21 protein-coding genes are annotated in these 17848 nt (G+C 59.1%); 6 read left to right on the top strand and 15 right to left on the bottom strand.

Features of this window, described 5'->3' with window-relative positions:
- Nucleotides 1-303 (bottom strand): hypothetical protein, encoded by a 303-nt coding sequence (locus HJB82_RS25145; protein WP_259674005.1) that lies wholly within the window; start codon nt 301-303, stop codon nt 1-3.
- Here HJB82_RS25145 and HJB82_RS25140 point away from each other — a divergent pair.
- On the top strand, nt 302-985 hold the full coding sequence (locus HJB82_RS25140) for an IS6 family transposase (protein ID WP_221141833.1): 684 nt from the start codon (nt 302-304) through the stop codon (nt 983-985). The genes HJB82_RS25145 and HJB82_RS25140 overlap by 2 nt on opposite strands.
- Before the next feature lie 62 nt (nt 986-1047).
- On the opposite strand, the gene HJB82_RS25135 is transcribed toward HJB82_RS25140, so the two are convergent.
- Both HJB82_RS25135 and HJB82_RS25130 read right to left on the bottom strand, forming a co-directional pair.
- The gene (locus HJB82_RS25135; RefSeq protein WP_221117901.1) at nt 1048-1470 is read right to left on the bottom strand and encodes an ISAs1 family transposase; all 423 of its coding nucleotides are present in this window, start codon (nt 1468-1470) and stop codon (nt 1048-1050) included.
- Complete coding sequence (locus HJB82_RS25130; protein WP_221141832.1) at nt 1457-1975, bottom strand: ISAs1 family transposase; 519 nt, start codon at nt 1973-1975, stop codon at nt 1457-1459. Before HJB82_RS25130 ends, HJB82_RS25135 begins: the two co-directional genes overlap by 14 nt.
- 201 nt (nt 1976-2176) lie before the next feature.
- Here HJB82_RS25130 and HJB82_RS25125 point away from each other — a divergent pair, with 201 nt between their 5' ends.
- Nucleotides 2177-3001: a MipA/OmpV family protein gene (locus HJB82_RS25125; RefSeq protein ID WP_221117898.1), complete on the top strand. Its 825-nt coding sequence runs from the start codon at nt 2177-2179 to the stop codon at nt 2999-3001.
- Here HJB82_RS25125 and HJB82_RS25120 read toward each other — a convergent pair.
- The 11 genes from HJB82_RS25120 to HJB82_RS25070 all read right to left on the bottom strand — a co-directional run bounded on the left by HJB82_RS25120 (nt 2942) and on the right by HJB82_RS25070 (nt 13157).
- Nucleotides 2942-4279 carry a cyclopropane-fatty-acyl-phospholipid synthase family protein gene (locus tag HJB82_RS25120; RefSeq protein WP_221117897.1) on the bottom strand — a complete coding sequence of 446 codons (1338 nt, stop codon included), beginning with the start codon at nt 4277-4279 and terminating at the stop codon, nt 2942-2944. The genes HJB82_RS25125 and HJB82_RS25120 overlap by 60 nt on opposite strands.
- Nucleotides 4279-4707, bottom strand: coding sequence for an EamA family transporter (locus HJB82_RS25115; RefSeq protein ID WP_221117896.1), 429 nt, complete (start codon nt 4705-4707; stop codon nt 4279-4281). Before HJB82_RS25115 ends, HJB82_RS25120 begins: the two co-directional genes overlap by 1 nt.
- Nucleotides 4707-5852 (bottom strand): GNAT family N-acetyltransferase, encoded by a 1146-nt coding sequence (locus tag HJB82_RS25110; RefSeq protein ID WP_221117895.1) that lies wholly within the window; start codon nt 5850-5852, stop codon nt 4707-4709. Before HJB82_RS25110 ends, HJB82_RS25115 begins: the two co-directional genes overlap by 1 nt.
- A complete protein-coding gene (locus HJB82_RS25105) occupies nt 5833-6645 on the bottom strand; it encodes a carboxylesterase (RefSeq protein ID WP_221117894.1) in 813 nt (270 codons plus the stop codon). Before HJB82_RS25105 ends, HJB82_RS25110 begins: the two co-directional genes overlap by 20 nt.
- Nucleotides 6635-7507 (bottom strand): fatty acid desaturase, encoded by an 873-nt coding sequence (locus HJB82_RS25100; protein WP_221117893.1) that lies wholly within the window; start codon nt 7505-7507, stop codon nt 6635-6637. The genes HJB82_RS25105 and HJB82_RS25100 overlap by 11 nt, the downstream gene beginning before the upstream one ends.
- Nucleotides 7504-7857, bottom strand: a complete 354-nt coding sequence (locus tag HJB82_RS25095) for an EamA family transporter (protein ID WP_221117892.1) — start codon at nt 7855-7857, stop codon at nt 7504-7506. The genes HJB82_RS25100 and HJB82_RS25095 overlap by 4 nt, the downstream gene beginning before the upstream one ends.
- Entirely contained in the window at nt 7854-8807 is a 954-nt protein-coding gene (locus tag HJB82_RS25090; protein WP_221117891.1) for an arginase, read from the bottom strand. The genes HJB82_RS25095 and HJB82_RS25090 overlap by 4 nt, the downstream gene beginning before the upstream one ends.
- A gap of 4 nt (nt 8808-8811) precedes the next feature.
- A complete protein-coding gene (locus HJB82_RS25085; RefSeq protein WP_221117900.1) occupies nt 8812-10233 on the bottom strand; it encodes an aspartate aminotransferase family protein in 1422 nt (473 codons plus the stop codon).
- Between the two features lie 20 nt (nt 10234-10253).
- Nucleotides 10254-10937, bottom strand: a complete 684-nt coding sequence (locus tag HJB82_RS25080) for an MtnX-like HAD-IB family phosphatase (RefSeq protein WP_221117890.1) — start codon at nt 10935-10937, stop codon at nt 10254-10256.
- Between the two features lie 190 nt (nt 10938-11127).
- Nucleotides 11128-12504 carry a HAMP domain-containing sensor histidine kinase gene (locus tag HJB82_RS25075; RefSeq protein ID WP_221117889.1) on the bottom strand — a complete coding sequence of 459 codons (1377 nt, stop codon included), beginning with the start codon at nt 12502-12504 and terminating at the stop codon, nt 11128-11130.
- Nucleotides 12501-13157 (bottom strand): response regulator transcription factor, encoded by a 657-nt coding sequence (locus HJB82_RS25070; protein WP_221132993.1) that lies wholly within the window; start codon nt 13155-13157, stop codon nt 12501-12503. The genes HJB82_RS25075 and HJB82_RS25070 overlap by 4 nt, the downstream gene beginning before the upstream one ends.
- A gap of 536 nt (nt 13158-13693) precedes the next feature.
- Between HJB82_RS25070 and HJB82_RS25065 the strand changes: the two genes are divergently transcribed.
- From HJB82_RS25065 to HJB82_RS25050, 4 genes are all read left to right on the top strand, one after another.
- On the top strand, nt 13694-14446 hold the full coding sequence (locus HJB82_RS25065) for a COG4280 domain-containing protein (protein WP_221132994.1): 753 nt from the start codon (nt 13694-13696) through the stop codon (nt 14444-14446).
- On the top strand, nt 14443-14664 hold the full coding sequence (locus HJB82_RS25060) for a hypothetical protein (RefSeq protein WP_221132995.1): 222 nt from the start codon (nt 14443-14445) through the stop codon (nt 14662-14664). The genes HJB82_RS25065 and HJB82_RS25060 overlap by 4 nt, the downstream gene beginning before the upstream one ends.
- A 137-nt stretch (nt 14665-14801) precedes the next feature.
- Nucleotides 14802-15470: a response regulator gene (locus HJB82_RS25055; RefSeq protein WP_221132996.1), complete on the top strand. Its 669-nt coding sequence runs from the start codon at nt 14802-14804 to the stop codon at nt 15468-15470.
- Entirely contained in the window at nt 15460-16881 is a 1422-nt protein-coding gene (locus tag HJB82_RS25050) for a sensor histidine kinase (protein ID WP_221141829.1), read from the top strand. Before HJB82_RS25055 ends, HJB82_RS25050 begins: the two co-directional genes overlap by 11 nt.
- A gap of 75 nt (nt 16882-16956) precedes the next feature.
- On the opposite strand, the gene HJB82_RS25045 is transcribed toward HJB82_RS25050, so the two are convergent.
- Nucleotides 16957-17838: an ABC transporter permease gene (locus HJB82_RS25045; protein WP_207584464.1), complete on the bottom strand. Its 882-nt coding sequence runs from the start codon at nt 17836-17838 to the stop codon at nt 16957-16959.
- Between the last annotated feature and the right edge of the window lie 10 nt (nt 17839-17848).

Below are 17848 nucleotides of genomic sequence, written 5' to 3'. Positions count from 1 at the left end.
TCAGGAGCGGCTGTTCATGCGCTCGAACATGGCTTCACCCAATTTGCGCGTCTGAACAGAAACCCCGACAAGAACCTCGTCATTGCCAGCCTCCAGTTGGGCCAGCGCTTCGGTTGCGAACGCTTCGGGAGTGACCATCATATTGTTAGCCGTCCCCTCGCTGCGCTTGTCGCCGCCAAGACCGGTATCGACGATCGGTGGGGCGACTGGTTCTGTCGCAAATTTCTCAGCACATTTGCCGCCAGGTTGGTGATGCCATAGATCTGGGTTGAAGATGAGCAGGCAGGTTGAGTTCCAGATCATGGTCGATTTCAAAGGCAGCCATTACCCGAAAGAGGTTATTCTATACGCGGTATTTTTCTACGTCCGATATGCAGTCTCCTATCGTGATCTGGAAGAGATCTTGGCCGAGCGCGGCGTTACCGTTGACCACGCGACGCTGAACAGATGGGTGGTGAAGTATTCGCCGCTTCTCGCCTGCCGGGCTCGTCGCCGGAAATCCGCAACCAGCAGCTCCTGGCGGATGGACGAGACCTATATTCAGGTCAAAGGCAAGTGGACCTATTTCTATCGGGCTGTCGATAAATTCGGCAGAACCCTTGATTTCATGCTGTCTGAGCATCGCGATGAGGCTGCGGCCAGCGCTTTCTTCGCCCGCACGATCAAGAACAATGGCTGGCCTGAAAAGGTCGTCATCGATAAGAGCGGTGCCAACCTGGCAGGATTGCAAAACATCAACTGGCTACTGCTGTTGCAGGGATGGTTCTGGCTGATCGAGATCCTGCAGGTCAAATACCTCAACAACATGATTGAGCAGGACCACCGGTTCATCAAGAAGCTGACCGGCCCGATGAAAGGCTTCAAATCCTTTCAGTCTGCGTCAGCGACACTGGATGGTATCGAAGTGGCGCACATGATCCGCAAGGGCCAATTTTCACCCAGTGGCCAATCGCCATTTCAGCAATTCGCTTCACTCGCTGCGTAGGTGTGTCCAGCGTCAGCTGGTTCTGCGACCTTGCTAAAAATTTGCGACAGAACCCAAAATCTCTAACGTGCAGATACAAGGGGGCCGATCAGGCTGGCGACGAGCACCAGCGAGGTAATGTAGAAGCGAGTCTCGCGCTCGCTCTTGTTGCCGGTTTCGCGGATGCTCTCAACCATGACGACGCTGTTCAGGGCGGGCCACCGATGATCCTTTTGAAGCCACTCGACGTCGTGGATGACGGTGATGTCCCTCGTTTCGATGCGTCCGTGATCGCAATCGACCGTGCGATGGCGGCTGACGGTCGTGTCTTGGAAAGACTTGGATTTTTGTTCTGTGGCAAAGAGTTCGACATCATCGCGCAGGGTACCCTGATTGCCTTTGAGGGCGAAAATGTAGTCGGCCTTCTGGTCCACGACCTTCTGGGCGATGGCCCGTTGGCAGCCCATGGCGTCGATGGTCACGACGGCGCCCTCAATGGCCAGCATGTCCAGCAGCTTGGGGATGGCGACGATCTCGTTGGGCCTTGTCCGCCACCTTGACCTGACCCATCACCAGACGCTGGAGGGCGGCAAAGGCCGACACCATGTGGATGGCGTCCTTGTCTACCCCCTTCGAGCGGCGAACGGTCTTGCCATCGATGGCGACGACGCCTTCCGGAACGCCAATCAGAGAGGCGACCCAAGCCACGAAACAGCGTTGAAAATGCTCGGCATCCAGGGTGGTGAGGATATCGCCCAGATGATCATGGGCCGGCGTGCCCTCGCGAAACGGGCGGAACCGGCGCAACAGTGCGAGCTTCTTGTCGCCGAAGCGGGCGATATCGGTGATGGTTTCCGCCCCGGCGATCACCGCCAACAGACACAGCAGCAACACTTCCGCGAGCGGGTATTTCACCTTCGCGATTTGCCGGCCATCATGCAGGTCATCGAAATAGCTCAGAAAAACAACCGTCTCGGCGACGGCATCGAGATCGCAAGCCACATCGTCCATCGACTTCATCCTCCCACCAATTAGAGGATGCCGACAGATTCAGCTTTTCAGCCCATTGTCACCTGTTAATTCACCCGATTGCCCTGTCTGCATGCCCCAAGGCAGTTGGCTAGAATAGGAAATTGTTTTAAAAGACTGCAACGGCGCCGCCTGCGAAAGTGGGATCGTTCGCTGACGTTCGAGGTGCGGAGCAGGGCGTATATGGTCTCATCGGATACGGCATTATTCCGCGCGGCGGCGCTATCGTTGCCGCTGATATTCCTGGGCTCTCATTCGGCCTTGAGCCAGAATGCAAAATCCTCCGATAATCAGTGGATCATAACGCTTGGCGGATCCGTGGAATACGGTCCCTCCTATGAAGGATCGAAGCATCTTTCCTTCAGCGGCATGCCGTCTTTCGATTTTCGCCGACTTGGCGAGGCGCCTGAATACAGCGCGCCGGATGATAATATCGACTACGGGCTCTTCGATATCGGCGGCGTCGAAATCGGCCCCGTCGTCGGCCTGAGAGGTGGACGATCGGCATTCGACGAATCCGAACTGCAGGGTTTGCATTCGGTCCAGTGGAATCTGGACGCCGGCGTCTTTGCGCAGTACTGGCCGATAGAGGATCGCCTGCGTGTTCGGGCGGAAACACGTCAAGCGTTGTGGGGCGGCGACGGTGCGCTTGCAGATCTTTATCTCGATTGGTTCCAGCCCGTCGGCGATCGCTGGCTGCTGTCTGCCGGTCCGCGCCTGTCTCTGGCAAACCGCACCTATATACGCAACAATTTCGCGGTTTCCGCAGAGGAAGCCGCCAACAGTGGTCGCGTCGAGGCGTTTGACGCGAATGGCGGTCTCAAATCCATCGGATTCACGGTGGCCGCCACCTATACGCTCTCATCGGCCTGGAGCGTGCAGGCCTACGACAAATATAGCCGCCTGGTAGGCGATGCGGCCGACAGCCCGATAACCTCAAGACTTGGCTCAGCCGATCAGAACGTCATCGGTATCACGCTCAATCGCTCCTTCCAGATAGGCTTTTGAGCTTTGCGCTGCCGCTTTCTCATGCTGGCCGATATAGTCCCGCGTCACGGGAATGACGTCGTTGCGCTTGCTTAACTGGATCTGAAAAACCACCAGATCCTCGTAGCGGAATGCGGCTTCGGCGCATGCAAGGTAGAATTCCCACATGCGGCAGAAGCGTTCGTCGTAAAGTGCGGCAGCCTCTTGCCAGCGCGCCAGGAAGCGCTTTCGCCAATGTGCCAGCGTCCAGGCATAGTGCAGGCGCAGGACCTCGATATCGGTAACCTGAAGACCGGCTTTTTCAATTTCGGGAAGGATCTCCGACAGCGCGGGAATGTAGCCGCCGGGGAATATATATCTGTCGAGCCAAGGCGTGGTGAACCCGGGTGTCGCAGAGCAGCCGATCGTGTGCAAAACCATAATGCCGTCATCTTCCAGCAGATCCGCACATGTGTCGAAAAAGGCGCGATAGGATGCCAGGCCGACATGCTCGAACATGCCGACCGACACGATCCGGTCGAACCGTCCGCTCAAGCTGCGATAGTCCTGAAGGGCAAACCGGATATCCGCCTCCATCCGCTCGTGTTCGGCAAGCCGCTTCTGGGCGTAGTCATGCTGCTCTTCCGACAGGGTGATGCCGAGCACATGCCCGCGCGGCACATGCCTTGCCATATGCAGGGCCAGCCCACCCCAGCCGCAACCAATATCGAGCACGCTCTTGCCGGGCTCAAGCCGCAATTTCGCGGCGAGATGCCGCTTCTTGGCGCGCTGCGCCGCATCGAGCGACTGGTCGGGGCTGTCGAAATAGGCGCAGGAATATTGCCGGTCCCGATCGAGGAAGAGTTCGTAGAGCCGGCCATCCAGATCGTAGTGGTGGGCGACATTGGCCTTGGAGCGGGCCGGCAGATTGCGATGGCGGAAGATGCGTAGCCAGGTGCGCGCATGATCGATCAGCCGGGCGATGAGCGGATGCTTGGCGTTCTGGGCCTCACGCAGCATCATCGCCAGGAAGTCGAAAAGTGAACCATGTTCGACGAGAAAGCGGCGGTCCATGTAGAGTTCGCCGAGCCGCATATCGGCATCGATCAGGAAGGCCCATTGCGCAGCGAGATCGGCAAAGCGCACATGCACCCGCTCACCGGATGCGTCACCAAAGGAGAGCAGGCGGCCATTGGACATGGTAACGTCGAGGGAGCCGTGCGTGACGATGAGCGAAAGCGCCCGCGCCATGATCCAGTTGGTGAAAGCCGCGGCCGCAGCACCGATCCTATGGAGGATGAAGCCTTGTGCTTGCGCCATCACCGATCCTCGCCAGGATGCGCGCGGCGCAGGGCGTGCACGCTGCCAGGCTCATCGACCGCGTGCGTCGCCTCCGATGCGCCGGCGATCAGCCAGACGCCGGCAAGGATCAGGCCGCTGCCGACGATCTGGAGTGCGACGATCGGCTCGCCGAATATCAACCAGCCGCTTGCAATGATTAGGACATAGCTGATACCCGAGAGCGGGAAGGCCCGGCTGAGGTCGAGTTCGGCGAGCACCGTCATCCAGACGAAGAAGCAGACGACCTCGACGACGAGGGCTGCCAGGATCCAGTGCGAGGCAAGCGCGTCGTGCAGCAAGGTCCCCCCCTCGGCACGGTTCAACTGCATCGCGCCGAGCTTCATGAAAATCTGAAACAGCGTGTTGAGGACAGGCACGGCGAGCCATGTCAGGCGCATCGACGTCATCACTTGGCCTGCTCCGCGGAAAAAAGCGGAGAGACCAGCCGCAGCAATGTCTGCAGCACAGGATTTCGGTGGCGGAAAAACATGGTGTTGGCCGCCAGCTGGCTGCCAAGCCGCACCTTGTTTTCATAATATGCCTGGCCGCTCTGGTAACGGCTGAGACCACTATCGAGGCAGTAACGCAGATTGGTGAACCAGCTCAGGAAATAGAGATTGTACGGCCGTCCCTGTTCGCCATCCATGCAGAAGAACTTGTCGATCGCGACGCGATCATCATGAACGATGAGATTGGCAGCCAGCAGCTCGTCCTCGACAAGATAGAGGACGCAGAACGAACGGCCGCGCATATGGGTCAGTATCCCCTCGAAATAAGCGGGCGTCAGCTCTTCGAACTGCCATTCGCTGCGATTGCGCGTATCGTGGTAGAGCGCCATGATCCGCGGCAGCACGTCACCCACATCCGTTCTGAATTCGACCCTGACGGCGTCGAAGGACTTGATCTTGCGCCGCATGTCCTTGCGCGTGCCCGCAGACAGCCGGGCCATGTATTCGTCGATCGTCCGAAAATCGATATCGAGCCAGGCGGATGGCAGGCCGCAGATTGGGGCATAGCGCCGCTCCGAAAGCACGGCGCCGAATTCCAGGGCGACCGGCGCGGGAACATCCTTGATCCCCATCAGCGCGCAGCCTTCCCGAGCCGCAAGCCTTTCGAAGGCGTCGAGCAGTTCGCCGAACAGCGCCTCACGACGGTCCTCCGGCACCTCGGCATGAAAGCCTATGACGCCGTTTTCGGTGCACGGCGAGCCAAGGCAGGCAAGCCGCAGCACCAGGAAGCCTGAAACGTGTTGTCGCACGCGGCGGATCAGCCGGCGCGCTAAACCCTCTTCTAGTGTCGTGTCCAGCGGATAGGGGCACAGAAACACCGGCATGGCGGCGCTGATCCTTCCGTTCTCGGCGATCGTAATGTAGCGCCAATCGAATTCGCCGATGCCGGCGTCTTCGATCGCAAGCAGGCAATCATAATCTTCGACCTGGCCGCGGTAACAGGCATTCCACGCTTCGCGGCCGATGGCGCGGATCGTGTCGTAGACCTGTGCGACCGGCTCGCCGTCTTCTGCGGGAAATTGTCTATAAGCGAGTTTCAGCATGGCCTGCCTCAAAAAAATTGGCCGTGAATTCCGCGACCTGTCGATGCTGGTCGAGATGGATCATGTGGTAGCTGTCCTTGATCCACTTGAGTTCATGCGGCCCGCCGATGTGATCGGATATATAAAGCGCATGCCGGGGGTTGCTGAGATCGTCCTCTTCGGCGTGGAGGATCAGCGTTGGCGTCTGAATCTCAGGCAGGGTTCCGCGAAGCGCCTTGCCCAATCGATACATCTCGACGATGCCGCGGCCGGGAAATTTGTCGAGCATGCCTTCGCCCGCCATGTCCTCGACCAGGCGGCGCCTGCGATCATCCTTGATGCCGAGCGACTGATTTTCTCTGAAATTGAGCCGGTCGAGAAAGGGCACCCGCGACAGCCAGCCGATATGCGGCGACAGCATCGTATAATGTCGCGGAACATCCCAGCCGTCGTAGTGGAAGCAGGGCGAGTAGATAGCGACAGCCTTGATCAGGTCCGGCCGGTGCTTGGCGGCCAGCAATGACAGCTTGCCGCCGACGCAGATGCCGGCGGCAAAAACCGCTTGCGTGCGCTCTGCCAGGAATTCGGATCCGCGCACAACGCTTGCCAACCAGTCTTCCCACCGCGTGCGGCGCAGCGTCCTGATGTCTTCGCCATGACCGGCCAGCAACGGCGCGTAAACGCTGTAGCCGCGCCGGTTGAGTCGGCGCGCCACGAGCTTCATTTCGGCCGGGGCGCCAGTCAAGCCGTGGATCAGCAGCACACCTTTGCCGTTCGTTCCCGGCAGGAAGAAGCTCAACTGCTCAGACCTCATGCCGAAGCTCCATCTCGCGGTTTTCCGGAGCCATGAAGCCCAGGGCATGGCAGGTGCTGATCACATGCGTGCCTGCCTTTTCCTGGTCTTCCCTGATCTGTTCGTGCAGTGCCGCAAGCCTCGTCCAGTGGGTGCGCGGCCGGTAATGATGTTCGGCATGATAGCCATTGCCGAACCAAAGCCAGTTGTAGAACGACTTGTGGCTGCTCACGCCCCACGCAATCGGTTCGTCCGGATCGCCATGCAGGTGCTCGTAATAGCCGTTGAGCGACGACAGGCAGTTGCCGGCGTAGTAAAACGGCACGAAGAACAGCACGGCTTTCCAATCGTAGATCAGCGCTATCGCCGCAAGGCCGAGGAAGGCAAGCAGTTCGAAACGGCCCCACGCGGCGTCGAAAGGACGGTTCTTGGCGATGGCCTTGTGAATATCGCCGAGACTGTCACGGAAGAAGCTTTTCAGCGTGTAGGACCAGACATTCTCCGGCTCGCCGTTGCGGCCATAGCGATAGATCGACAGGAGATCGATCGTACCGCCGTTCTCATCTGGCCGGTCGCTGTTGCCGGAATGATGGCGCATGTGCACCCAGTGGTAATAGGTCTGAGAAAAACCGATCGCCACCGATTCCAGCAGGCTGAAGCCGTAATTCATCCAGCGTGGCTTGAAATAGGGCGTGTGGATGAAATTGTGCGAGATGCTGTTGATGTTCCAGGATATCGATACGGCATAAAGGCAACCCAGGATCGCGGAGACCCAGAGCGGCCGGCTTTCAAAGCCGACGATCAGGTAGACGTCAAAGACAAGATGCGCAAAGGCCGCAAGCACGGGGGCGACATCCCATCTGGTATGAGCAAAGATTTTCATAGTCCGGTTGCTCCCACGCAGGCCACGCCGGCGGTAATGAGAAACACGCCCGCCGCGTGGCGAAGGTTGATATTTTCCTTGAAGACGGCGGCACCGGCGACGACGGTTCCGACATAGCTGAGCGCCATCAGAGGAAAGGCGATGGTCAGCGGCACGCGGGTGAGCACGGCCGTCCAGGCAAGCAATTCGATCGCCCAGAAGGCGATGCCGAGCCAGGTCAGAGGCTTGGCCAGGGTTGCCAGAATGGCGCTGTCGCTGGCCGCCTGCTTGAAGCAGACCTCGCGGGCGGTTTCGGCGACCACGCAGAACAGGATCAGGCCGAACATCGGCAAGGTGAGGCCGCCGGTCATTCCATCGATTCCGCCAGGACTTCCAGCAACGCGTGATTTGCGGCGCTGTTGATGTTGCGCACGGCATCCGCCGCCTGCCGCAGCCGCGGCTGATCGATGAAGATTTCCGCCTGCTTCAGCAGCCGGGTCTTGAGGCCGCCCGCGTAACTCGGCACCGAATAATCGCCGATGACGTCGGCGCCGACGACGCGATGGCGGCTGCCGATCTCGCTGATCAGTGCCATCAGATAGGGCAGGCGCATGCGACCCTGATCCCAGTTGGTCACGGCGTCATCGGCGGCAAGCACGTCCTTGTCGATCGTGAAATAGACCGCCTCGGTGCCGATGCGGCTGAGGATCAGGTCGATGAAATTCTCTTCGCCGATCTCGGAGATGGAATTCCAGTACAGGGCGCGCCCGTCCTGCCGGTAGCTGGCGCCGCTGCCATATTCGGCAGAGACGCGGCTTGGCGGATGCTCGTAAGGGAAAAGCTCCAGCTTGCCTTCCCTCAGCCACCGCAGATTGGCTCCCTTGCGTTCGGGGTTGCGCAGATCGCTGCTGCAGACGCCGACGGTGACGACCTTGTCTATCCTCGGGTTCGACAGGGCGCTGTTGATCCACGAGCCGCAATGCATGCCGCCCTCGAAATTCACCCAGTCCGGGTGATTGTCGAAATGAACGAGAGTGGTCGAAACCGGCCGCCGTTCGAGGGCCATATCGAGAAGCAGAGCGGTCACATGATGGAAATCGCCCGAGCCCATGAAGGCAAGCTGCGGTCCCCGGCCTCGAGAGGGCAGCGCCCGGGAGATATCCCGGCCGAGTTCGGACAGCATCTTCTGCCTGCCCCATAATCTGATTGCGCTGCCGCCCCGCTTGTCGGCATGGTGGCACGCGCCTGCAAGCGTGCAGGCGCGCACGAAGTCCGGCTGCAACTCCAAAGCATCGTCGAGATGAAGGAGGAGAAGCTGCACCGTGCTACCTCCGGGCCGCGCGGGTGAAGACGTGGTCGAGCAGCGTCAGCGCCAGATCGATCTCTTCGCGTGAGATCAGCAGGTTCGGCGCCAGGGTGATGACGTTTTTGTGGTAGCCGCCGACATCGAGAACGAGGCCATAGACCTTGTCGCCGACCTGGAGGTCGCCCTTCATGCCTTCGTCGCAAAGCCAGTCCATCGTCGCCTTGTCGGGCGTGAAACCGTCTTCCTTGCAGATCTCGCATCTCAGAGCCAATCCGAGGCCGTCGACGTCGCCGACGATCGCATGACGCTTTTGAAGCTGCTTCAGGCCATCGAGGAAATAGGCGCCCTTGGCCATGATCGCGGCGCCAAAATCCTCCTCCTCCAGCATCTTCATGGTTTCGAGCGCAACGGCCGTGCCCATCGGGTTGCTGGCGAAGGTGGAATGGGTGGAGCCGGGCGGGAAGACCGTCGGATTGATCATTTCCTCCCTGGCCCAGACGCCCGACAGCGGGTTGAGCCCATTGGTGATCGCCTTGCCGAAGACGAGAACGTCGGGCTGAACGCCGAAATGTTCGATCGACCAGAGCTTGCCGGTCCGGTAGACGCCCATCTGGATCTCGTCGACGACAAGCAAGATGCCGTGCTGATCCAGGACCTTCTTGAGTTCGGTGAAGAAGTTCATCGGCGGGATGACGTAGCCGCCGGTGCCCTGGATCGGTTCGATATAGAAGGCCGCATATTCGGCGCTGCCGACCTTGGGATCCCAGACGCCGTTATACTCGCTTTCAAAGAGGCGCGCGAACTTGCGCACGCAATGCTCTCCGTATTCTTCCTTCGACATGCCCTTCGGGCCGCGGAAGTGATAGGGAAACTCGATGAATTGCGCTCGTTCACCGAAATGGCCGAAGCGGCGGCGATACCGGTAGCTGGAGGTGATGGCCGAGGCGCCGAGGGTGCGGCCGTGATAGCCGCCTTCGAAGGCGAACATCAGGCTTTTGCCGCCTGTATAATTGCGCACCAGCTTCAGCGAATCTTCGACCGCCTGCGAGCCTCCGACATTGAAATGAACGCGCCCCTTGCGGCCGAACTTGCGCTCGGCATCTTGCGCGATCATCGTCGCAAGCTCGACCTTCTCGCGATGCAGATATTGCGAGGCGACCTGTGGCAGCCGGTCGAGCTGCCGATGGACGGCGGCATTCAGCCTCTCGTTGCGATAGCCGAAATTGACGGCCGAATACCACATCTGCAGATCGAGGAATGGCGTCCCCTTTGCGTCATAAAGGTAGGAGCCTTCGCATTCCTCGAAGAATTTCGGCTCCGCCGCGTAATGGACCGTATCGCCATGCGAGCAATAGGCTTCTTCCATCAGCCGCAGCTCGGCCTCCGACCGTCCGGACAGCGGGGACTTTTCGGTGAAGGTTTCGACATTCACAATGTTCATCATATGCCTCTTCGTCTGGTTCATGCGATTTGGGATTGGGGGACCGCGCGGCCTTGGCGCGCGATGCCCGGAAGGACTGCTTTCAGCTTGGAACGCAGATCGGTGAAGTCGGCAAAGCCGATAAAGGGGATGCCACGGTCGGTGCAGTAATCGGCAAGCCTGTCCTTGGCGAAGACGAGATCGGCCATGCCGGCAACGCAGAAATCGCTTCGTCCGTCGCCGATATAGATGTGTGGTTCGATGCCCCAGATGACATGGCATTTGCAGACACCCGAACCCGACGAACAACCGGCCGCCGTGAGCGCGGGCGACAGGGCGTAGGCCTCGCGGCCGTCGACGAGGCGCCAGGTAAGGCGGTTGGCAATGATGGCAAGATCGGCAATGCCGTTACGCAGCAGGACGTGACGGATGAAATGGTCGACGCCGTCGGAAACGACGCTCACCGGCAGGCCGGCCAGGCGGCAATCGTCGAGGAAAGACTTGAAGCCGGGGTCGATCGCGACCGTATCGAGCAGTGCGCCGAGGTCGCCGCGGCTTGCGCGGATGAGGGCAATCTGCCGGCGCATGCAATCGGCCGATCCGATCAGGCCGTCCTTCCATTGCTTTTCGATCTCTTCCCATTCGGGATCGGCAAAGTTCGACAGTACGATGTCCGTCACGTCCTGAATGGAAATCGTGCCGTCAAAATCGGAGAAGACCTGCATCAAATGCCCTTTCGAACTCTCTGCGGCGGTGTTTACCGGGCGTCGATGAGGCAGGACTGAAGGGAAAATGATGCGAAAATGAAATATGCGGGACGCCGCGTCCTGAAATGCCTGCGATTCTCGCCGCGCTTTGAGAGCGTGGTCAGTTTCTACAGGGCTTCGATCGGGAACGGGAGATATCGGTCCGGGTTCAGGTCTTCGGCAGTCGCAGCTCCACCCGTAAGCCCTGTCCCCAGACAGGTGTCGAAAGTTTCACCGATGCCGCAAGACGATCCGCGGTATCGGCGACTATGGCAAGCCCGAGGCCGGCGCCCTCGGCGCTGAGGGTGTCCAGACGATAGAAGCGCTTGAAGACGGCCTCACGTTCATCGGGCGGAATTCCCTGTCCGCTGTCACTGATTGAAATCAGCCAGAAGTCAGCCTCCGGGGCGAGAACCACCTCGATCCGACCGCTGGGTGGGGTGTACTTTATCGCGTTGTCCAGGAGGTTGCCGACCATCATCTGCAGCAGCGATGCGTCCGTCCTCACCTCAGCCGATTCAGGACCGACCAAAGAGACATCGAGCTTGCGGCTGGTGATAAAGTTGCCGACTTCCGCGAGCGTCGATGCCATCAGATGGTAGAGACGAACAGGCATCGGATTTAAGGGATGATGGCTTACCCTCGCAAGGCGCAGCAATTGCTCAATCAGATGGGTTGCCCGGTTGTTGCTGGTGACCAGATCGGCAATGATCGCCTTGCGCTCGTGTTCGTCGTCGGTGCCATCTAACATCTGCAAGAGTAGTTTGATGCTTGCTTGCGGCGTACGCAGTTGATGGGCGGCGAGATCCGAAAAGCGCCTTTCCAGCGTCAGCGAGCGCCCGAGCTTGCCGAGAAGCTGATTGATTGAACGGCCGAGCGGCAAGAGATCTCTAGGCAGATCGCCGACCGGTATTTCTGAAAGGTCGTCGGGGGAACGGGTTCGAATCTGGTGGACCAGTCCATGGATGGTGCGCAGGCCGCTATTGATGCCGAGCCAGATCAAGAAGCCGATCACCGGTACCAAGACGAGCAATGGAAAGAAGAGGTTCAACAAGATGTTGGATACCAGTGTCTGGCGTAGCGAGATCTTCTCGCCGACTTCCATGACGATTCCGGAATCTGGGATCGGCAGCGAATAGACGCGCCAGTCCTCGTTGCGATAGCTCAGGTTCGTGAAACCCGCCTGCTGGTGTGGCACGTCGGACTGAAAGGCAGTGCTGCTGAAGAACATGATCTTGCCGTCTACCCAGGCGCGGAACATGTGCGCGTCGGCGTAGTCGTCAGCATCCTCATTTAAGGCGAGCTGATTGTCCATGCTGAAATCGATATCGTCGACCTGTTGCGGCGTGCGGTCGAGCGAATGTTGCAGCCGGTTATGCAACAATCGCCACAAGACGTTTGCATCGTTGATGAGCTGCGCATCATAGATGTTGTTGATCTCGCGTGTGCCACTGTTGAAGGCGAAAGCGCCGATCACCATAATCGTCACCACCACGACAGGTGCGATCCTGAAGAAAATCTTGCGTGTGAGGGTTGACTGGCTCATCGCTCGATCATGTAACCGATGCCACGGATCGATTTGATGAAATCGGTTCCGAGCTTCTTGCGCAGATTGTAGATCGTCACCTCGATGGCATTGCTTTCGACGGTGCTGTTGGCATCGTAGAGAGCGTATTCGATATCGTTCTTGGTCACATAGCGACCACTTCGCTCCATCAAGAGCTTGAGCAGGTGAAATTCCTTGGCCGTGGTGTGAACCTGCAGACTGCCCTTGCGCGCCACCATCGCCGCCGGATCCACCTCGATATCACCGCACCGCAAGATGCTTTCGGCCCGGCCTTCGCGGCGACGGATGAGGGCGCGCAGGCGTGCAAGCAATTCGTCAAGGTCAAAGGGTTTGATCAGATAGTCGTCGGCGCCCTCGTCGAGCCCTTCCACCTTCTGCCTGACGGCATCGAGAGCTGTCAGGAGCAGGACCGGGACCGTGTTACCCTTCCGCCTTATGCCTTTGAGGACGCCGATGCCGCCTAGTACCGGAAGGTTGATGTCGAGGATGACGGCTGCAAAATGCGAGTGCTCTGCCGCTTCAAGACCTGACTGGCCGTCGCGCATCCAGTCGACTCCATAGGCATGTTTCTCCAGCGCCCTCTTCAGCGATGAGCCGAGAATGCTGTCGTCTTCAACAAGCAGAATACGCACGTTCCCTCCGCTTCTCGTGTCGGCAAATGCTGCCGATGTGAATGGCGATTTAAAGCATTGTTGTGGCAGGTGGTGACGGAAACGATCGCGCCTAGATCACAATCTCAAGCCAGCAGCAGACTCGACCTTATGCTCAGACGATGCATAGAAAGGCCCCAAGGTGCGGCGCCAAGGCGTATTGCCTATAAGTTTCGTATCAAGAACAATCTATAAATACGCATATGGAACGCGACGTTCTCCATAACAGGCGGCGCCGCAGAAGTTTGTGGACTCTCACCGGCGACGAAGCGCGATATAAATGGCAGCGTCGCCAATGTTGTTGCATCCGGAGGAATGTGGCGTGTTATCTATTTGAATTAATTGGCAGAGTCTTGTGGCCAGCTGCAAAACGACTTTATCGGCCGGCAGGAAGATGGCTGTCCGCCATTGACCCGCGAGGTCATCGACAGCGCATTTGCCGGACGCTGCTGGCGCCTGCAGGTTCCTCGTGCCACATCGATTTCCGAACTCTCCCGGACTAAACATGGACACTGATCATGACAACAATAACAAGTATCATCTCCACGGTGACAGCAGCCTTTCTAGGCTCCTTCGTCGAGGTCGTCGAAGCGTTCACCATTATCCTTGCGGTCGGCGTGACCCAGAGTTGGCGGCCGGCCTTCATCGGCATGGGCCTGGCGCTTGTCGTTCTCGCCGTTTTGGTGCTGGTCTTCGGGCCACTGCTCGGCCTCATCCCGATCGACATTATGCAATTCGTCATCGGCACGCTGCTGATTCTGTTCGGCCTGCGCTGGCTGAGAAAAGCCATTTTGCGAGCTTCTGGTTTCATCGCCCTGCATGACGAGGAAATGGCATTTGCCGAGGAGACGGACAGCCTTCGTCGGCAGGCGGACAACCGCAGGGCAGACTTTCTGGCCGGCGTTGTATCATTCAAGGCCGTCCTGCTCGAAGGGGTGGAGGTGGTGTTCATTGTGATCGCCACCGGCGCACGTCCCGGCATGCTCGGCTATGCGAGCCTGGGGGCGTTGGCGGCCTGCCTTCTCGTTCTCCTTATCGGCCTTTTCGTCCACAAGCCGCTCTCGACCGTTCCGGAAAACAAGCTCAAACTAGTGGTTGGCCTAATGCTCAGCGCGTTTGGTATTTTCTGGGTGGGTGAAGGCATCGGCACGGATTGGCCAGGCGCCGATCTCTCGCTGCTGCCGATCTTCGGCGTATTGGCGCTTTTCTCGTTGGTGGCCGTCAAAGTGCTTCGCCGGTACCACAACGCGCATATGGAACCTGCCCAATGAACATTCTCAAAATCGCAATCAACGAACTCGTCGGCATGTTCATAGACGACGGCGCACTGGCCCTTTTGGCGCTAGTCCTGATCATCGCCGTCGGCTTTTCGGTGAAATGGGGGTTGCTCGGCGGCTCAATCGGTGCCGGCATACTGATCATCGGATGCCTGCTGATCCTGGCCGAGAGCGTCGCGCGGGCTGCGAGGCGGAAATTCATGCAGAAGTGATGGCCCTATGGAATTTGGAAGGACTCTACCAACTCAGTTCTCCGACAAGTCTCATCGACTGTGCCGTCTTTTCTATGCTAGGAGCAGACATCACTAACGTCGCGACATTCCCGGATGATTTGTAGTAGTGTCCTCCTATGAAAATCCTGCTCGTCGAAGACAATCATGAGTTGGCGGCGTGGCTTGGCAAGGCCCTCAAGCAGGCGAACTATGCGGTCGATATCGCACATGATGGCGAAGACGCGGGGCATCTCCTGAAGGTAGCGGAGTATGCCGTCGTCATTCTCGATCTGTCGCTTCCGAAAATTGACGGAATGACGCTGCTCAAGGGGCTCCGACAAGCCGGCAACAAGGTCCCCGTTATCATCCTCACCGCCAATGCCAGCCTCGACGGCAGGGTCGCCGGACTGGATGGCGGCGCGGACGATTATCTTGCCAAGCCTTTTGAAATAGCGGAGCTGGAGGCCCGCATCCGCGCGCTTGTCCGGCGCGGCCATGACCGGGCAGCGCCCCAGATAGCCATCGGAGACCTAATTTTCGACGGCGGCACGCGCCAGTTCACTCTGGCGGGCGAGACGCTGGTTCTAACGCCGCGAGAACATGCGGTACTCGAACTCCTTGTCCTGAAGGTCGGCACGACGGTCGCAAAGGCAACATTGTTGGAAAGCGTCTTCGGCTTCGACGACACGGCGGACGCAAGCGCGATCGAAATCTACGTCCATCGCGTGCGAAAGAAACTCGAGGGCAGCTCCGCCCAGATTGCAACGCTCCGTGGCCTTGGTTACATGTTGCGCCATGCTGGGTGAAAACGTCAAAAGTCTCGGAAAAGGCGCTTGGCAAACCACCCGGCTGCTCGGCGCAAGTCTGCGCATCCAGCTGTTGACATGGGTGTTTCTGACCCTCATCGGCGCGATCTGCATTAATCTCTACCTCAGCTTCCTCACAGCCAATGCGACGGCTAGCCTTATCTTCGACCAGACATTGATGGCCTCGGCGCGCGTCATTGCCGAAGATGTCACCGTCGACGAAATCGGAGCAGCACAGATCGATATACCGCCGGCGGCGCTTGAAATGTTCGATACCGGTTATCAGGACCGCGTTTTCTACCGGGTGAACACGGCCTGGGGCAATCTCGTCGCCGGATTTCCAGACCTCCCGGAATCGACTGGGCCGGGGATCGGCGAAGAAGCAGTCTTTCACGACAGCCCGGTGCGCCTGCTGACGCTTTACCACCCTCTGGTCGGGTTGAAGCAAGATGGCGATATCTCGGTAACCGTCGCGGCGACCCGCAACGGGTGGACGGCGATGAGGGACCGGCTCTGGTTCTCTGACTTTAGCAAACAGCTGGTCCTCGTACTGCTTGCTGGAACTGTCACGATTGTCGGTCTGCAGCGCGGCCTGGCGCCGGTTCTGCGCCTGCGCGACGCCGTTCGCGACCGGGGGCGCGAGCGGCTTGATCCGCTGTCGCCTGACATTGTGCAGACGGAACTGCGCCCCCTTGTCGCGACGCTCAACGACCATATGGAGCGCGTGCAAAACCAGATCGCGGCACAGAGGCGGTTTGTCGCAAACGCAGCACACCAATTGCGCACGCCCCTCGCGCTCATTGCGACGCAGGCAAGCGTGGCGGCGCGCGAGATCGACCCGGCGCGGCGCGACGAGGCTTTGCAGTCCCTGCGAACCAGCACGCGCCAGATGACACGACTGGCAAGCCAGCTGCTGACGCTCTCGCGTGCCGAGCCAGGAAGCCGTCGGCCTCGTAGCGACAGGATCGATTTTGCAGCACCCGTCCGCCAGGTCCTGGAATATCATGCAGAGGAAGCATTGGGGCGTGGTCTGGACCTCGGCCTCGAGGCCGACGAGCAGCCGATCGTCGTGGAGGGCGATGGCACGATGCTGCGCGAGATGGTCGTCAACCTCGTGGATAACGCTCTGCGCTATACCCCGCCTGGCGGGACCGTGACAGTGAGGACCACGCGAGAGGGTGACCAGGCCGTTCTGCAGATCGAGGACAGCGGCCCCGGCATTCCCGAGCCGGAAAGGGACCATGTGTTCGAGCGGTTTTATAGGGTTATCGGAACACAGGCTGAAGGAAGCGGGCTGGGATTGGCGATCGTGCGCGAAGTGGTGAACGGCGCCGGCGGAAATGTCTCGCTCAGCGACGCAACGACCGGAGGGCTGCTGCTGACGGTCCGGATTCCGGCTGTCAGATCCTGATCGAACAGATCCTGCCAATATAAAAACACCGGCGCCGGGGGGCGTCGGTGTTCCCTTGTGCTGTCCTTGGGGCGATTATTGAATATCGAGGCTCTGCTGCGGGCGCCACTTCGCCAAGCGGTTTTCGATCTGCGTCATGATGAATTCAGCGATCAGCGTTACGATCATCACAAGGACGATGGCGGCATACATGCCTGCTGCGTCGAAGGTACCTTTGGCGATTGAAATCAGCTGGCCGATGCCGAAGCGAGCGCCGACGAATTCGCCGACGATAGCGCCGATGATGGCAAAGCCGAAGGAGACGTGAAGGCTCGCAAAAATCCAGCTCATGGCCGAAGGAACGATCACGGCCCGCGTGACGTGCCAATCAGAAGCACCAAGGATCCTCGCATTGGCGATCATGTTGCGGTCGGCTTCACGAACTCCCTGGAACGCATTGGCGAACACGACGAAGAATACCATGATGAAGGCAAGCGCCACTTTGGATGGCAGGCCAAGGCCGAGGATCATGATGAAGATCGGTGCCAGAACCACTCGCGGGATGGAATTGATCGCCTTGATATAGACCGACAGAACATCCGACAGAAAACGGTTGCGACCGAGGCTTACACCGACGATGACACCGGTAATGGAGCCGCAGAAGAATCCGATCAGAGCCTCTTCCATCGTCACCCAAAGGTTATACCAGAGTGAACCTTCACTGGTGCCGTTGACCGCCCAATCATAGAGACGGAAGATAATGTCGCTCGGGCTGGAGTAGAAAAACGGATCGATCCAAAGCAGGTTGGATGACAGCTGCCAGAGTGCCACAACCGCGACGAAGATCCCGATCTGCAGCGACAGAACCTGCTGCTTACGTCTCTTGATCGCGCCAAGCGCGGCGGCTTCGATTTCGGAATCCGATGTGCCGGGGCGAAAGACGACGGCCGGCACGTTGTCTGCGGTAATGTTTGCCATGCTTGTCTCC

Source organism: Rhizobium sp. NZLR10, from assembly GCF_019685125.1.
Classification (GTDB): domain Bacteria; phylum Pseudomonadota; class Alphaproteobacteria; order Rhizobiales; family Rhizobiaceae; genus Rhizobium.
Note: the sequence above shows the minus strand (reverse complement) of the source record. Positions and strands in the feature narration are given on the sequence as shown.

Coding starts and splice junctions, on each gene's coding strand:
- HJB82_RS25140 (WP_221141833.1), top strand. CDS start 302: ATGGTCGATTTCAAAGGCAGCCATTACCCGAAAGAGGTTATTCTATAC.
- HJB82_RS25145 (WP_259674005.1), bottom strand. CDS start 303: ATGATCTGGAACTCAACCTGCCTGCTCATCTTCAACCCAGATCTATGG.
- HJB82_RS25135 (WP_221117901.1), bottom strand. CDS start 1,470: ATGCTGGCCATTGAGGGCGCCGTCGTGACCATCGACGCCATGGGCTGC.
- HJB82_RS25130 (WP_221141832.1), bottom strand. CDS start 1,975: ATGGACGATGTGGCTTGCGATCTCGATGCCGTCGCCGAGACGGTTGTT.
- HJB82_RS25125 (WP_221117898.1), top strand. CDS start 2,177: ATGGTCTCATCGGATACGGCATTATTCCGCGCGGCGGCGCTATCGTTG.
- HJB82_RS25120 (WP_221117897.1), bottom strand. CDS start 4,279: ATGGCGCAAGCACAAGGCTTCATCCTCCATAGGATCGGTGCTGCGGCC.
- HJB82_RS25115 (WP_221117896.1), bottom strand. CDS start 4,707: ATGACGTCGATGCGCCTGACATGGCTCGCCGTGCCTGTCCTCAACACG.
- HJB82_RS25110 (WP_221117895.1), bottom strand. CDS start 5,852: ATGCTGAAACTCGCTTATAGACAATTTCCCGCAGAAGACGGCGAGCCG.
- HJB82_RS25105 (WP_221117894.1), bottom strand. CDS start 6,645: ATGAGGTCTGAGCAGTTGAGCTTCTTCCTGCCGGGAACGAACGGCAAA.
- HJB82_RS25100 (WP_221117893.1), bottom strand. CDS start 7,507: ATGAAAATCTTTGCTCATACCAGATGGGATGTCGCCCCCGTGCTTGCG.
- HJB82_RS25095 (WP_221117892.1), bottom strand. CDS start 7,857: ATGACCGGCGGCCTCACCTTGCCGATGTTCGGCCTGATCCTGTTCTGC.
- HJB82_RS25085 (WP_221117900.1), bottom strand. CDS start 10,233: ATGAACATTGTGAATGTCGAAACCTTCACCGAAAAGTCCCCGCTGTCC.
- HJB82_RS25080 (WP_221117890.1), bottom strand. CDS start 10,937: ATGCAGGTCTTCTCCGATTTTGACGGCACGATTTCCATTCAGGACGTG.
- HJB82_RS25075 (WP_221117889.1), bottom strand. CDS start 12,504: ATGAGCCAGTCAACCCTCACACGCAAGATTTTCTTCAGGATCGCACCT.
- HJB82_RS25065 (WP_221132994.1), top strand. CDS start 13,694: ATGACAACAATAACAAGTATCATCTCCACGGTGACAGCAGCCTTTCTA.
- HJB82_RS25060 (WP_221132995.1), top strand. CDS start 14,443: ATGAACATTCTCAAAATCGCAATCAACGAACTCGTCGGCATGTTCATA.
- HJB82_RS25055 (WP_221132996.1), top strand. CDS start 14,802: ATGAAAATCCTGCTCGTCGAAGACAATCATGAGTTGGCGGCGTGGCTT.
- HJB82_RS25050 (WP_221141829.1), top strand. CDS start 15,460: ATGCTGGGTGAAAACGTCAAAAGTCTCGGAAAAGGCGCTTGGCAAACC.
- HJB82_RS25045 (WP_207584464.1), bottom strand. CDS start 17,838: ATGGCAAACATTACCGCAGACAACGTGCCGGCCGTCGTCTTTCGCCCC.